The organism is Salinibacterium sp. PAMC 21357 (assembly GCF_000247645.1).
Lineage (GTDB): Bacteria > Actinomycetota > Actinomycetes > Actinomycetales > Microbacteriaceae > Rhodoglobus.
Window position 1 is genome coordinate 600,225 of sequence record NZ_AHWA01000004.1, and the last position, 15,084, is coordinate 615,308.

Annotated in this window: 10 protein-coding genes; 6 read left to right on the top strand and 4 right to left on the bottom strand. The window is 61.9% G+C overall.

The features are described 5' to 3' along the window. Positions 1 to 142: 142 nt before the first annotated feature. Entirely contained in the window at positions 143 to 682 is a 540-nt protein-coding gene (locus ON14_RS06200; RefSeq protein ID WP_010203901.1) for an NUDIX hydrolase family protein, read from the bottom strand. Between the two features lie 205 nt (positions 683 to 887). Between ON14_RS06200 and ON14_RS06205 the strand changes: the two genes are divergently transcribed. The 6 genes from ON14_RS06205 (at position 888) to ON14_RS06230 (ending at position 9,331) form a co-directional block, all read left to right on the top strand. Beyond that, the gene (locus ON14_RS06205; RefSeq protein WP_010203905.1) at positions 888 to 1,772 is read left to right on the top strand and encodes a hypothetical protein; all 885 of its coding nucleotides are present in this window, start codon (positions 888 to 890) and stop codon (positions 1,770 to 1,772) included. A gap of 24 nt (positions 1,773 to 1,796) precedes the next feature. Further along, positions 1,797 to 2,420, top strand: coding sequence for an alpha/beta hydrolase (locus ON14_RS06210; protein ID WP_010203906.1), 624 nt, complete (start codon positions 1,797 to 1,799; stop codon positions 2,418 to 2,420). Between the two features lie 107 nt (positions 2,421 to 2,527). Then, complete coding sequence (locus ON14_RS06215; protein WP_010203907.1) at positions 2,528 to 7,303, top strand: ATP-dependent helicase; 4,776 nt, start codon at positions 2,528 to 2,530, stop codon at positions 7,301 to 7,303. Further along, entirely contained in the window at positions 7,296 to 8,138 is an 843-nt protein-coding gene (locus ON14_RS06220) for a DNA-formamidopyrimidine glycosylase family protein (protein ID WP_010203909.1), read from the top strand. Before ON14_RS06215 ends, ON14_RS06220 begins: the two co-directional genes overlap by 8 nt. A 132-nt stretch (positions 8,139 to 8,270) precedes the next feature. Continuing rightward, positions 8,271 to 8,936, top strand: coding sequence for a hypothetical protein (locus ON14_RS06225; RefSeq protein WP_010203910.1), 666 nt, complete (start codon positions 8,271 to 8,273; stop codon positions 8,934 to 8,936). After that, positions 8,933 to 9,331: a (deoxy)nucleoside triphosphate pyrophosphohydrolase gene (locus ON14_RS06230; RefSeq protein ID WP_010203911.1), complete on the top strand. Its 399-nt coding sequence runs from the start codon at positions 8,933 to 8,935 to the stop codon at positions 9,329 to 9,331. Before ON14_RS06225 ends, ON14_RS06230 begins: the two co-directional genes overlap by 4 nt. Positions 9,332 to 9,924: 593 nt before the next feature. Here ON14_RS06230 and ON14_RS15650 read toward each other — a convergent pair. The 3 genes from ON14_RS15650 to ON14_RS06245 all read right to left on the bottom strand — a co-directional run bounded on the left by ON14_RS15650 (position 9,925) and on the right by ON14_RS06245 (position 14,896). Continuing rightward, positions 9,925 to 11,199 carry a hypothetical protein gene (locus ON14_RS15650; protein WP_141629958.1) on the bottom strand — a complete coding sequence of 425 codons (1,275 nt, stop codon included), beginning with the start codon at positions 11,197 to 11,199 and terminating at the stop codon, positions 9,925 to 9,927. A gap of 1,063 nt (positions 11,200 to 12,262) precedes the next feature. Continuing rightward, positions 12,263 to 13,036 (bottom strand): MvaI/BcnI family restriction endonuclease, encoded by a 774-nt coding sequence (locus ON14_RS06240; RefSeq protein ID WP_141629959.1) that lies wholly within the window; start codon positions 13,034 to 13,036, stop codon positions 12,263 to 12,265. A gap of 483 nt (positions 13,037 to 13,519) precedes the next feature. Next, positions 13,520 to 14,896, bottom strand: a complete 1,377-nt coding sequence (locus ON14_RS06245) for a DNA cytosine methyltransferase (RefSeq protein ID WP_010203915.1) — start codon at positions 14,894 to 14,896, stop codon at positions 13,520 to 13,522. Positions 14,897 to 15,084: the final 188 nt, after the last annotated feature.

Sequence of the window (15,084 nt, forward strand, 5' to 3'; positions counted from 1 at the left end):
AGTACTCACCAGGGAGACACGTCAGGAAACGGCCGCAGCGCGAGCTGCCCGCGCGCAAACTGGTCGACGGCGAACTTGTCGACGGCGAAAGCCCGCTGGTGCCAGCGAGGACTTACGGCAGCACGCCGACGGAGGCGAGGACTTACGGCAGCACGCCGACGGAGGCGAGGGCTGCGCGCAGCAGTGATCCGCGGCCACCCTCCATGTCGGCGGTGACCGCTTCGGATGCAGCCTCGGCTGGGCTTAACCAGGTCAATTCGAGAGCGTCTTGGCGCGGTTCGCACGTTCCCGTGACCGGGACGACGTAGGCCATCGAGACGGCGTGCTGACGAACATCCGTGTACTGGCTATCGCTTGGCCAGGGGAAATATTCGGCAACCGTGAACGGCGTCGGGTTCGCGGGCAGCAAGGGGAAGGCCATCGGGCCGAGATCTTTTTCGAGGTGGCGGAAGAGGGCGTCGCGCAGGCTCTCGCCAAACATGACCCGGCCAGAGACGAGGGTGCGAGTGATTTCGCCGTCATTGCCACGCACCAGGGTGCCGACCTCGGTGACGCGACCTAGGCCATCCACGCGCACCGGAACGGCTTCAACATAGAGCAGCGGCAGTCGCCGCCGGGTCTCCGCGAGTTCTTCCTCTGATAGCCAAGACGAGTTGGGGTCTGGTGTGCCGACGGAGCTCATGTTCCATTGTCACCCATGGTGCGGGTTTCTCGTGCGCGCAGCGGGGTACGGGATGCCAACTTAAGGATCTGTGGGTGTCACCTAGTCATCCACAGAGTCACTATCGCGCCCTCTCTGCACAGTCCTCACTGTCCACTGCCGCAGGTTCCCGACGAGTAACTAACGTTCCTGCGGTGGGCACGCGCCCACCGTGTGAAAGGAAACCATGAGCGAGCCCACATCCAGTGCTGCTGACGCGGCCGATTCTGCGAGCCACGAGTCTGCGAGCGGCGAGTCTGCGCCGACTGAGATCCCGGATGCCCCAGAACTAGCCGTTAGCGAAGGCCCTGTGACAGCGCCGGCTGTGCGCCGCAGATTGCCGGGGTGGGCTTGGGCACTCATCGTTGGGATTCCTCTGTTGCTCCTCATGGCGGTGGGGGCCTTGCTAGTTACGATCGGGCTGGCAGTTACGACGTCTCAGTCAACGGGATGTGATGGTGCCACGCCGTGTGGCGAGAGAGGCAGGTCGGCGCCGGCTCCGGCTGCTGAAAAATCTCCGTCTGAGGCCACATCCCCGGTTGACGAATTCACGACGACTTCCCGTGTCACGCTCGACGGGCATGCAGCGTTCGATGGTCAGCCCGCTTGGTCAATTGAGCTCGGCCCCTCATGGCGTGTGCATAGTTTTGATCAACAGGGCATCAACGTGTTTCGCGATGAGAAGACACGTTGCCAGCTCGTCACATCGCAGAATCTGGCCCTCGCAGACCACGGGTCTACTGGCGATTTTTGGCCCTCTGACGATCTTCTTTTGGATCAAATCGTCGACTTCACTGTCGACGATGCGGAATCGACGATTCTCGACGTCAGCTCTACTGACATTCCCATTGGCGCTGTCGGAAGTGGGTCAACGCTCGAATTTGCCGCCGCGACTATTACCCGCACCAGCCCGGCCGGCGTGCACGAGACGGTAGAAATTGTGGCACGGTCGATGCCGAATTCTGAGAGCGCATTAGTGGCCGCCCTCACGTGCGATACCGGTGTCTACGACACCTTCACGTCGCGTTATAGCGTCTTCTCCGACTCATTGGCGATAACAGCAAATCGTTAGGGCGTGCCCCGTAGGCTTTGTCTTATGCAGATTGATTCCACCGCAGTGCTCTGGTCGGCTCCCGAACGTGAAAGGGCCGGGCGACCGCTGCTCGTGTTGTTGCATGGCTATGGTTCCCACGAGGGCGATCTGTTTGCGATGGCGCCGGGACTCCCGCTTGATCCGGTGATTGCTTCGCTGCGGGCACCGATTCCTGAAAACGGCGGCTTTTCGTGGTTCCCGATCAACCTCAGCGGTGACGGTCGCCACAATGTTGAACTCGTGGATGACGCAGCCCGAGCCGTGCTTGCTTGGCTCGATGACCAGCAGTTCACCAGTGTCAGCCTCCTCGGCTTCTCGCAGGGTGCCGCCATGGCACTTCAACTTTTGCGGCTCGCCCCGGAGCGTTTCACCTGCGCCGTGGCCCTCTCCGGCTTTGTGGTGAGTGCCGAGCACTCCGGCGATGCGGCGCTCACGAGCATCCGCCCGCCCGTGTTTTGGGGTCGAGGTACCGACGATGCGGTTATCCCCGCCGTGAACATTGCGCGCACCGAAGAATGGCTTGTGGACCACACGCGTGCTGAGTCGCACATTTATGAAGGCCTCGCGCATTCGATCTCGACCGATGAGCTGAATGACCTGGTGAGCTTTCTGAACACGCACTCGTAGCGGGTCAGTGCCGCGGCCGGTCAGCACCGTGGCGGGTCAGCGCCCCGGCGGCACGCCTTCGGCGAAATCCGCAGTGCACTGTCAGTGGTTGCGACGAAGATAGAGACATGAGCGATGTGCTCGGCAAATTTTCGCCCGCCACCCGAGAGTGGTTCGAGGGCGCGTTCGATGCTGCCACCCCGGCCCAGCTCGGGGCATGGGATGCAATCTCTACCGGGTCGCATGCGCTCGTCGTTGCCCCCACCGGTTCGGGCAAGACGCTCGCCGCTTTCCTGTGGGCGATCGACCAGCTGGCATCGAGTCCGCCGCCCGCGAACCCCAAGCAGCGCACGCGCGTGCTCTACATTTCCCCGCTCAAGGCGCTCGGCGTCGACGTCGAGCGCAACTTGCGAGCTCCCCTCGTCGGCGTTACCCAAACTGCACGCCGGCTCGGGCTCGGCGAGACCGACATCACCGTGGGCGTGCGATCGGGAGACACCACCCAGCAAGACCGGCGTCTGCTCGCCCGGCTCCCTCCTGACATCCTGATCACGACTCCCGAGTCGCTCTATCTGATGCTCACCTCGGCGGCCCGCGAGACTCTCAAGAACGTCGACACCGTGATCATCGATGAGGTGCACGCCGTCGCCGCGACCAAGCGTGGCGCGCACCTGGCGCTGTCGCTGGAACGGTTGGATGCTCTGCTCGCGAAACCCGTGCAGCGCATCGGGCTCTCGGCAACCGTGCGACCGATCGAAGAAGTTGCGCGATTCTTGGGCGGCCGCGCCCCCGTGACGATCGTGCATCCGCCGTCGACCAAGACGTTCGAGTTGAGCGTTGTCGTTCCGGTGCCCGACATGACGATTCCCGGCACCGTGGCGTCGGCGCGCGGCAAAGCCAGCGGTGGCGATGGCAGTGACGAGGAGGCAACGCCCGAGTCAGCGGCATCCCTGTGGCCGCACGTTGAAGAGCGCATTGTGGATGCGATTCTCGAGCACCGCTCCACCATCGTGTTTGCGAACTCTCGGCGCCTCGCCGAGCGCCTGACGGCACGCCTCAACGAGATTTATGACGAGCGGATGAACGACGGCAGCGTCGACGGCGACGAAGCTCGCGCCCGCAGCCAAGCCAGTGCGGATGCCACGGCCTACGCCGCCCCGCAACAACCGTGGAAGCCACCCGCCGAGATGATGGCGCAGGGCGGATCCACGATGGGCGCAGCCCCGCTGCTGGCTCGCGCGCACCACGGTTCGGTCAGCAAAGACCAGCGCGCGATCATCGAAGACGATCTCAAGACCGGCGTGCTGCGCTGTGTTGTTGCGACCAGCTCGCTCGAACTCGGCATCGACATGGGTGCCGTCGACCTGGTCATTCAGGTCGAGTCGCCGCCGTCGGTCGCAAGCGGGCTGCAGCGCATTGGGCGAGCCGGGCATCAGGTCGGCGAAATCTCCAAAGGCATGCTGTTTCCGAAGCACCGCACCGACCTCATCCACACCTCTGTTGCTGTTGAGCGGATGCGCAGCGGGCAGATCGAAGCGCTCTCGGTGCCGACGAACCCGCTCGATGTGCTCGCGCAACAGACCGTCGCCGCGGTTGCTCTTGACGAGATCGACATCGAGGACTGGTTCGACACCGTGCGCCGCAGCGCGCCATTCTCGACCCTGCCGCGCAGCGCCTTCGACGCGACCCTCGACCTGCTGAGCGGGCTATACCCGAGCGACGAATTCTCGGAGCTGCGCCCGCGCGTGGTGTGGGATCGGGTTGCCGGCACCATCAGCGGCCGCCCCGGCTCGCAACGCTTGGCCGTCACCTCGGGCGGCACCATCCCCGACCGCGGCCTCTTCGGCGTGTTCATGATCGGCGGCGAAGCGGGAGCTCCCGGCCGTCGCGTCGGCGAGCTCGACGAAGAGATGGTCTACGAATCGCGCGTCGGCGACGTCTTCGCCCTCGGTACCACCAGCTGGCGCATCGAAGACATCACCCACGATCAAGTGCTCGTCTCCCCCGCCTTCGGGCAGCCTGGCCGCGTGCCGTTCTGGAAGGGCGATGGCCTCGGTCGGCCGTCGGAGCTGGGCGAAGCCATCGGGGCCTTCACTAAAGAAATCGCTACGGCATCCGCTGACGACGCGCGCACTCGGGCCGAATCGATCGGGCTCGACGAGCATGCCGTGAGCAACCTGCTCGCGCTCGTCACCGAGCAGAAGGCGGCGACGGGGCACGTTCCGAGCGACACGACTCTCGTGGTGGAGCGGTTCCGCGACGAGCTCGGCGACTGGCGCGTGATCTTGCACTCCCCGTACGGCATGCCCGTGCACGCGCCGTGGGCGTTGGCGATTACGGCGCGCATCCGCGAACAGCTGGGGGTGGATGGCGCGGCCATGGCCGGTGACGATGGCATCGTCGTGCGCATCCCCGACACCGATGCCGCCCCGCCCGGTGCCGACCTCTTTGTGTTCGACGCTGACGAGCTCGAACAGATTGTGACCGAAGAAGTGGGCGGCTCGGCCCTCTTTGCCGCGCGCTTCAGAGAGTGTGCTGCCCGCGCGCTGCTGCTGCCGCGCCGCGACCCCGGCAAGCGTTCGCCGCTGTGGCAACAACGCCAGCGTGCCTCGCAGTTGTTGGATGTCGCGCGCAAGTACCCGAGCTTTCCGATCGTGCTCGAGACCGTGCGCGAAGTGCTGCAAGACGTGTACGACCTGCCGGCGCTCACGGCGCTGACGAAGCGCATCGCCAGCCGCGGTATCCGCGTCATAGAGACCGAAACGGATGTGCCGTCGCCGTTCGCGCGCAGCCTCCTGTTCGGTTACATGGCCGCGTTCGTATACGAGGGCGATTCGCCGCTGGCCGAGCGTCGCGCTGCTGCGTTGTCGCTTGACCCGGCGCTGCTCGCCGAGCTGTTGGGGCGTGCTGAGCTGCGCGAACTGCTCGACCCCGACGTGATCGCCCAGACCGAGAATGAGCTGCAGCGACTGGTGCCAGAGCGTCATGCCCGGAATGCGGAAGGGCTCGTGGATCTGTTGCGCGTGCTCGGCCCGCAGTCCGTCGCCGAGATTGAGGCGCGCTCGCTCGTGACCGGCGCCGCTCTCGCGACCGACCTCACCGGACTCGCGAAAGCGAACCGCGTGCTCGAAGTGACCATCGCGGGCGAACGCCGTTGGGCTGTCATCGAGGATTCCGCTCGCCTGCGCGATGCCCTCGGGGTGCCGCTGCCGATCGGTGTTCCGGCCGCCTTCATCGAGCCCGTTGACGATCCCGTCGGTGACCTCGTGAGTCGCTACGCCCGCACCCACGGCCCCTTCACACTCGCGGATGCCGCTGCCCGCTTCGGTCTCGGAACCGCGGTCGTGCAGGACACCCTGCGCCGTCTCGCGGCCGACCGCCGTGTTGTTGATGGCGAGTTTCGTCCCGGAGCGAGCGGCACCGAGTGGTGTTCCGTGGATGTGCTGCGACGCCTGCGCAGCCGCTCCCTCGCGGCGCTCCGCCAGGAGGTCGAACCGGTGTCGCACGCGACGCTGGGTCGGTTCCTGCCCGCGTGGCAACACGTGTCCGCTGCCGGTGACTCACTGCGCGGGATCGACGGCCTGGCGCAGACCATCGACCAACTTGCTGGCTACTCAGCCCCGGCATCCGCGTGGGAAAACCTTATTTTGAGTGCGCGCGTACGCGACTATTCGCCCGCCTGGCTCGACGAGCTGACGACCTCGGGCGAAGTGGTCTGGGCCGGGCAGGGCGCGCTGGCGGGCAGTGATGGCTGGATCAGTTTGCACCCCGCCGCGACGGCCGCGCTGACGCTTCCGGCACCTGACCGCGACGGACTAAGCGAGCTGCAGCAGAGCATTCTCGAGGCTCTGGCCGGTGGTGGCGCGTTCTTCTTTAGGCAGCTGTCGAACCAGGTCGGCAGCACCGATGACAAGCTGCTGTTGAAGGAGCTGTGGGATTTGGTGTGGCGTTCGCTCATCACCAATGACAGTTTTGCGCCCTTGCGTGCGCATCTCGGAGGGACGCAGCGGGCAACGCGGGCTCCTCGTCCAGCGCGGGCTCGGGCCTATCGCGGGCGCGTGTCGACCGTGGCGCAAGCCGGACCGCCGAGTGCGTCCGGGCGCTGGGCGCTCCTTGAAACCGCCGAAGGTGACACGACCGTGCGCGCCAAGTCGACCGCCGAGTTGATGCTCGAACGGCACGCGGTCGTGACGCGCGGTGCTGTCGTGAGCGAGGGCATCCGCGGTGGCTTCGCCCTGACGTACCGCGTGCTGAGCGGCTTCGAAGAAACCGGCCGGGCACGCCGCGGCTACTTCATCGACGGCCTCGGTGCGGCCCAGTTCGCGACCGGCGCGACCGTGGACCGCCTGCGCGGATTCACGCGGGATCCGGATGCTGCGCCCGAGCTTCGCGCGATCACTCTCGCCGCGACTGACCCGGCGAACCCCTACGGGGCGGCGCTGGGGTGGCCGGTGGTTGGCGGCGAGGATGCTGGGGCTGAGAGCAGCGAGGATGTTGCTGCTGGCAGCGCGGGCAAGGCCGGTTCTGGCGCTGGGCTGGCTGGCGACGAAGGCTCGGATGCGTGGGCTGCAACCTCGGCATCCGCGAGTGCATCCGCGAAGTCCGCCGCTGACACCCCCAAGAAGCACCGCCCTGGCCGCAAGGCCGGCGCCGTCGTCGTGATGGTCGATGGCCATCTGGCCCTCTACTTGGAGCGCGGCGGCAAGTCTCTCCTCGCCTTCGATCTTGAGCCTGCCGTCGTGGATGCCGCGACGCGTTCGCTCACGAGCACCCTGCGCGGAACGCTGCCGAAGCTGCGCATCGAGAAGGTCAACGGCGACTTCGCCGTCGGCACCCCGGTGGGCAAAGCGCTCGTGGAGGCAGGATTCGTCGCGACACCGCAGGGGTTGAGGCTCCGTGCCTGAGGGTGACTCCGTCTATAAGGCGGCCGCCAAATTGCGGGCGGCTCTCGACGGCCAGGTTCTTACGCGCACCGACTTTCGGGTGCCCGCCTTCGCGACCCTCGACCTCAGCGGCCAGACCGTCACGAGCGTCGTGCCGCGCGGCAAGCACCTGCTGATCCGGGTTGCGCCAGCTGCCGACGCCGCGGATTCGGCAGCCGCGGGCACAGGCTCCGCAGTCGAACCGAGCGCCGGCCTCACCATCCACAGCCACCTCAAGATGGAGGGCGTCTGGCAGATTTACGGCGCCGGCGAGCGGTGGCGCAAACCCTCCTACCTGGCTCGCGGGGTGCTGAGTACGGCATCGAAGACCGCGGTAGGTTTTGAACTGGGCCTACTTGAAGTGGTACCCACGGCATCCGAAGACAGCATTGTGGGGCACCTGGGGCCCGACCTGCTCGGCCCCGATTGGGATGCGGACCTCGCGTTAGCGAATCTGCTCTCAGACCCCGAGCGGCCGGTTGCCCTCGCACTGCTCGATCAGCGGAATCTGGCCGGCCTCGGCAACGTGTTCGCGAACGAGTTGAGCTTCCTGCGCGGTGTGCGCCCGCACACTCCCATCGGCGAGATCGCCGACCCGAAACGCCTCGTCGCTCTCGGCTACAAGGCGATCATGGTGAACAAGGACCGCCCGATCCGCAATCTCACGGGCCTGCCGCGCGGCAAACCCCGCTACTGGGTGCACGGGCGGCGCGGCGAAGCGTGCCTGCGCTGCGGCACCCGCATCGAGTCGGATCAGCTCGGCACAGGCCCCACCGACACCCGCTACATGTGGTGGTGCCCGAGCTGCCAGAAGTAGCTGGTGACTGCACGCGAACAGTAGTCTCGGTGATGATCGCGGGGAACGCCCCTGCCCAGGCACGCGCTGCGATGACTGCCCGATAACCGCTGCCGCACACCGGCTCGAGTGAACACCGATGGAGGCCCAGCTGTGACTGAGGTTCTTGACCCCGCCCCGCGTCCCTACAGTTTTGGTCGCGGAGTCGCGTTCGCGTTGCTCGCGATCCCGCTGGCGGTAGCAGTGACGACGGTGCTGGCGTCGCTGGGCTTCGGATTCGCTTCAGCTTTCGCCGCGGTCGGGATGCTCGCCGTCTTCGCGCTCTTCACGTTCGGTTCCCGCCGCAAAGCCATCAGCGGCGCCGGCTTCGCCCTGAGCACTCTGATCGGCGCTATCGCTGTGACGCTCGGGTTCATTAGCGGATACCTCGCCGCCGTCTACCGCTCCTTCATTTCGGCCGGCGACAAGGGCGGTGTGTTCGGCAGCGTCTTCGCCCGCCGGGTCGAACTCCAGCTCAGCAATAGCATTCTCGAGGCGCTAATCCCGGCGCTCCTCGTGATCGTGTTCTCAATCATCCTGGTGGTGAGCGCGGGCCGCAGTGCCCTGGCCGCTCGTCGCGAAGCTGCCGACGTTCACACCGCTGACACTGTGGATGGGTCGGGTGTTCCGGATGCTGACGCCGCCGCTCCGGCAAACGCTCCCGCCTCCGCCACTCCGCGCAGCAGCCCCGGTATTCTGCTGAATGGCGAGCCGCTCGCGACTCAGCCAGAGAAGAAGAGCCTCTGGAATCGATCAGCCGCCAAGAAGGATCAGCAGTGAAGAAACAGATCAACGTCGTCGGCGCGGTCATCGTGGGCGATGGTCTGATCCTGTGCGCGCAACGTGGGCCGGGTGGCGCTTTGCCCGGCATGTGGGAGTTTCCCGGCGGCAAGATCGAGGCCGGCGAGACTCCTCGCGATGCGCTCGCGCGAGAGATCACCGAAGAGCTTGAGTGTGAGGTGTCGGTGGGCGAGCTGATCACCACGACCACTCACGAATACGACTTCGGAATCGTCGCGCTGACCACGTTCTACTGCGGGCTGCTCTCCGGAACGCCGGTGCTGACCGAGCACGCGGAGGTGCGGTGGCTCGCACCCGCCGAACTAAGTTCGCTCGACTGGGCGCCTGCTGATATCCCTGCGGCCAAACTCATTGAGAAGGCGGCGAGCGCCTAGAGGCAACAGACCTTCGCGAACGCGAACCCTTCGGCCGAGATGCCAACTTCGGCTACGTTGACAGCTCCATCCGACTTCGAAAGCAGACCGGGCGTCGTGTAGCGTCTCGGTTAGATGGGATATTTTCGACCCTTGATCTGAAGCTAGTTGCTTATTACGCACGACGCCACCCCGCCTCAACGAAGCGATCGGAATCTACGACTCAAGAAGCTACGTTGCTGGCATCCTGAGCAATGAATGAGGGTTGAGAATGCGGGCGACGAGACCTTCGATAATTCGGACTTGAGATGACGGGGTCCCGTGGCGTAGAGGAATAATCGAAATAAGCACCCAACTACGACCCCGCGGTGTCGTTAAGTGTTCCCGCATTCGACCGCGGAGACCTTGTTGGTCCACTCGGCAAACTGAGCCAACGTACGAAACCGTTCGACGAATGTCGATCGCAATGTAAACAGCGGAATCTACGCCGGCCCACTTTTCTCCAGCAATTATGGATTGCGGGGGCACTAGGTCTTCGATGTAGCTCCTAACCCATTCACCGCCTTCACGATGCGCCGCGAAATAGTGCTCCGGCGAGAATTTATAGACCATCTCTACAACGGATCGTCTAGCGCTTCGTTGTCGGATGCGAGCGCCAATTTGCGAGCTCGAGTGATCTGATCTTCCAAAGACTGCGCCCAACCTTGGACACGGTAAACAACCTTCTGAAGTTCTCCAGCTTCGGCTGCTAGCGGCGCACCTTGCGACACGATCAGCGCTGGCGAGCCCTCATCGTTGGTCACCGAAATCTGCCCTATTACGTCGACTCTCTCCACCAGATTATTAACCTCTTGTCGAAAGACTGAAATCTGCGAATTTAGTCTGGATTGAGGGCTCTCGGGAAGTGGCCCCGGGTCGCTTGAGTCTCCGGCTACCGCCCGAAGCCCCGCGGCATCCAACAACTCACCTGATTGGATCACGGCGTCCACCGGGTCGGAGGCGCCCTTCACATTCTGAGGTAGGCGTGCGCCCCGGCCGTCGAGAATTACCTGAGCGAGCTGCGTCAATCCTGCTTCAGAGGAAATTAGCGCCTCTACGATCACATTCGGCTCGCTGATATATCCGGCTCCTCCCGCTTCCTTCTTCGTTGCGCGCTCAAGTAAGCGCCGGCCGGGCGTCCCTAAGAGATGGAATAGCGCCAACGCGGACAACTCCGCCGCGAAAGGTCGCGGCTTCTGCTCTGAAAGGCTGTCCCTCGACTCGCTCAGCTCTAGGTGCGCCAGAGCCAATAGATCTTGGATCGGCTCTCTAGAGAGTTGGACGCTATCGAGGAACCGGGGTCGAATCGCTCTGTCAAGCGCACTCCTTCGAGAATCGAAGGATGGGTCGTCGGCCTGGGTACCTGATGCTAACTCGCCTAGTCTTAATGCGAGATCTGCCGCCAGCATCGTGCGGTCGGAACGAGAGGGTGTCTGGCCGGTCAAGTCTCGCACGGCCGCATTGGTGATTCGGACGCGACGATCATTGCGCCCCGTACTCGACCTCAGCGCGGCTAACCCCAGCAGGAAGACCTCATCCGGCCTGATCGCAGCGCGTCCATCCTGCAAAGTCGTTTCGGATGAAGCGACAAACGTTGAATTAAGCCCGAAAGCAGTCGCTACCTCAGTTGCTGAAAACTCAGGAATTGGAGGCAGGTCGTCAGACGCTGCGAGAGCATCGATAGCCGCCGTCGCCTTGAGCGCATATTGGGTTCCCAAAGAAAACGGCTTGGCCGGTTCGATGTGGATGTGCCCAACTAGTTTTCTGCGAACTTGATCGAACGTCAGGTTCGCCGCCTCAGTCTGTTCCTGAAAATCAGAAAACCCAACAATGATTTGAGCTCTGAGCATTACGGATCCTCGCAAGCGAGCCCGGTCTTCGTCCGAAAGGTGCAAACCAATTTGATCGTTCGGGTCGTGCGGGTTGACGCGCAATTTGACTAACTCTTGGCGTAGCGACTGGTCCTTCGCAGGGTCAGAATACTTCCAAAGCACGTCCCGGGAGCTTATGCCCAGAGCTTTGTGTGCCCCTACTGTCCTTCCAAAGCCGTCAGTTGCGTCCAAGAAACCGACGGTGCCGTGTTCAGGACTTTCGATTCGGGCGACGGACAGAAGGCCCGGGTTTTCTATACCTCGAGATGGGATCGACTTAGCGTGGTCATTTGTGATCCAGACCGCCTCTACCTCTGAATCGAGGCGCGTCACAAACTCAGTTTCAGACTCGACATCTAACAACAACACTGGCATCTCCGTCGCGATCGATTGGTACCGCGGCGCAGGATTATTAGCACGAACTCGAGTCTCTTCAAACCGAACATTCTCGGGCGATGGCAGAATGTGCCAAGTGACCACATCCAGCTCGATGAATTTGACGGCGATAGCCCCGTACCTGCGCGTTCTGACTCTTCGTATGGCTTCTCGAATTTGGCCGAGATCGGCAGCCGCAGAAGCGATCGTGGCAGCATCGAACGCCTCTATTCCGAATGCCTCGGTCAGCTGCAAAGCAGCTGCCTCTCTGCTGCGAGGTCGCTGATCCGCAATCGCGCTGCTCATATACCCGTGCGGCGTCTGACTAAAAGCACCTTCTCCGTCAAGAGACTCAGCGGGCAGGGATTCGCTCGGTGTATTCATTTGATTTCAGCTCATTTCTAATGAAGACTCCAGCCTACGGCCGCATATGAACGTAGAAACAACCCCAGTTATGGGGCACCGACGGTTTCTCCCCCACTCCGATATTCCATCGGCCCCTAGCGCCTTCGGCGCGAAAGCGGCTAGCTCCCATGCACAAGCGATTCGGATTATCTAGGCACCGTTTCGGCGACGGAGCTAGAATTCTGTTCGTCCAGATTAGGAACTTTTCCAAATACGCGAGCCCCTTAGCCCCATCATTATTTCGAGCGTGACAGCCAGAACGTCAATCGCCTGCAGTTAGGTCATAACTATCCGCGGGCGGGAAGAGTAAGTCACGGTTTTTCGGCAACAGCTTGAACAAATAGCCCTTGTCATGAACCTTCGAGCCTTTGGACGAGATTGTGAAATCAAGCGAAATGGTGCCGTTTGATAGCGAAGGCGCCAGCTGCGCGATGATCGGTTTGCGCGTGTGTTGAACAGTTTTGAAGTGAAGGTACTCCCAGCCATCAATCTTTTTCGAACTAGCCTCAACCCAAAAAGTCTCATCGTGTTTTTCAGATAGCTTGTAGCGGAGCGTTTCCAGATCCCACACGACTACGTTCCCATCAACAGATGGCTCGTGGGCTACAGAGAGCGAGTCTTTCGTTTCGTGGACGACAAGCCGAAGCCCCTGCGAGTTAGATTTATGTCCGTCGATCTGGCAGTAGAGCTTTCTACGATCCCCTCTCTCGTAGCCGAACGCATCGAGCAGCTCACGCGAACTATGGAAGTTTGACTCGGGCCACGCGGGCGTCTTTGCAAATAGACTCGTCCTGTTCCTAGATGCACGCGAAGACTTGATCTCGATACCTTTGAAGTCCGGTTGGGAACGCGAATTCATCTCGATTCCGAGCTCAGATTCGAGGAGTCGACCAATAGCCGTCGAACCGTCGACTGGAGCTCGAATGAAGCCCTTCGCTGAAATCACACGCAACAGGGAGAGCAGCTCCCGTACATTCGAAGTCTTCTCCGATACGAAGTCTCCGAGCACATCCGCTAGCGCGGGCTCTGCCAGCATGCGTTCCGCCAATCGACCCAACGAAAGATTAACCACCCAAAACTGAGCGCGGGACCAAATCACGGCGATGATCTGGTCGTGAGCCGCGACGGACGCCAGCGAAGTGATCCACAGTCGAGGATCTCCTCTGCCATTTGCACGGTACAGACTAGTTTTCGAGCCCAGGCGGCGTCCCTGATCTCCGATGAGACTCGTCGAAATGATGCGCTTATCGATGCCCCAAGCCTGAGCGGCGTAATCGTGAATGCCAGAGGAAGCAACGAACTCGCGGAACAAGTCAGTCGCGTCCAAAATGACTTCGTTAGCTGGGTGCCAGTGATTTCGACAAGAGCATAGGGAACGTCGTACGAAGTGAGGTATGCAGCATTATCTAGTTCCTCAGGAGTTAGCTCACGCATTATTTTGCCTCTCCATGCGACGATATATCGGTTGCTACGAAACCTACCGCGCACGAGCACAGAAGAGCAAAACTCGCGTTTCCCGCTAGAGCACGTCCGCGATCATCATTCCAACCGCTAGTGAGAGAAATGGCGACACAGCATTTCCCACCTGCGAGTACTGCGGAACTTCGAATCGACGACGGAGTGATCCGGTAGTTTCTTTTCCGCGGAATTCGAAATCATCAGGGAAGCCTTGAAAACGTGCCATTTCACGCACAGTGAAAATGCGTGGCTCGCTAGGGTGCACGTAATCGTCCGGCAAAGTGACAACGGTGCGCGCGGGCTGGGACCAGTCCAGTGCCTTCTGCGAATGCTTCTTCGTCTTAAGCTCAACCATCAGGTCGAACATCGACTCTGCCGAGTCTGCAAGAAGCGCGCCGTCAGGGGCGATAGCTGGATACTTTGCGTCCGCTAACTGCAATCTGACATGCGAAGCGGCTTCCGCCGGCCCGCTGGAGAGCTGGGACAGCAATCGCGGTTGGAGTCCATTGTCTCGAAGCCACTGGTAAAGGCGGAATCGTTGAGTCGTGGATTCGCTGTGCTTGCGCGGCGACTGGTTAGGCAAATGCTCGCGTCGAACTTTCGACTTGGGGAGGCCCCAGAGCGTTCGCGTAGAAGTGGATTTGTGGAACGCCGTGGACCGACGGCTCTTGGGCGCAGGAAGCACGTCCTGCAAATCACCGATTGCATCTGCGATTGTGGGCGACTCTTTCGACGAGACAGTCGGGTTGGGCGCGAGAGCCGGCGCGGGCTCAAACTTCTCGTCGTCGGTAAATGCCGACTTCCAGAGGCGCCCCGTGGCCTTGATTCCCCGCTGCTGTGCGACATCTGAGCGCATTCCAATGATCATCAACCGGGGACGGTTTTGTGGTGCGCCGTAGTGAACAGCATTGACGGCTACGCCTTGAACTTCGTAACCCGGCTCAGTCTCACGCAAAGCCTGCTGCAATTGAACGAAAGGCGCTTCTTCATCAGGCGAGAACTTGTGGCTCATACCGACCACATTTTCGATCACCACCATTTTGGGAGCTGTGCGCTTTACAAACTCGAGGTACTCCCACGGCAGCGTATTCCGGACATCGTCTGGATTGCGGCGTCCGGCCAGAGAGAATCCTTGGCAAGGCGGCCCACCGACGACGACGTCAATTCCTGAGCTTGCGAGCCCGGCCATGGCAACTTCGTTGTCGAGCACGTCGCGAAGCGCTGAAACTGCGACTCGGTTCTGAACTTGATTTTCGATCGACGACTTAACGTATGCCTTCCAAGAATCGTCCTCAATCGATTCGTCGATGAAGTTCGCATAGAAGGTGTAAGCCGCCATGTCGGATTTTTCGACCGCAAGTTGGAGTTCTCCTCCGGAGCGTTCGATGCCCAGTGAAAGGCCGCCGCATCCGGAAAAGAGATCTACATAGTTGTACAAGGGTCCTCTTAAAAGTTTGGTGGGGGATCTTTGGTGCCGGCCCTGCTTCGAGAGTATATGTTCTCTCGCGAGGAGTCCAGGTGGGGCTCAAAGTCGCTGCAGAATTCGCGCTGTGAGGGACAAGTTACCCGGAGCCACCGTCAGTCCCTTGTTCTGTCTGACGAGCACGTATCCGATAAAAAATCTTG

Coding starts and splice junctions, on each gene's coding strand:
- ON14_RS06200 (WP_010203901.1), bottom strand. CDS start 682: ATGAGCTCCGTCGGCACACCAGACCCCAACTCGTCTTGGCTATCAGAG.
- ON14_RS06205 (WP_010203905.1), top strand. CDS start 888: ATGAGCGAGCCCACATCCAGTGCTGCTGACGCGGCCGATTCTGCGAGC.
- ON14_RS06210 (WP_010203906.1), top strand. CDS start 1,797: ATGCAGATTGATTCCACCGCAGTGCTCTGGTCGGCTCCCGAACGTGAA.
- ON14_RS06215 (WP_010203907.1), top strand. CDS start 2,528: ATGAGCGATGTGCTCGGCAAATTTTCGCCCGCCACCCGAGAGTGGTTC.
- ON14_RS15650 (WP_141629958.1), bottom strand. CDS start 11,199: ATGCTCAGAGCTCAAATCATTGTTGGGTTTTCTGATTTTCAGGAACAG.
- ON14_RS06240 (WP_141629959.1), bottom strand. CDS start 13,036: ATGCTGGCAGAGCCCGCGCTAGCGGATGTGCTCGGAGACTTCGTATCG.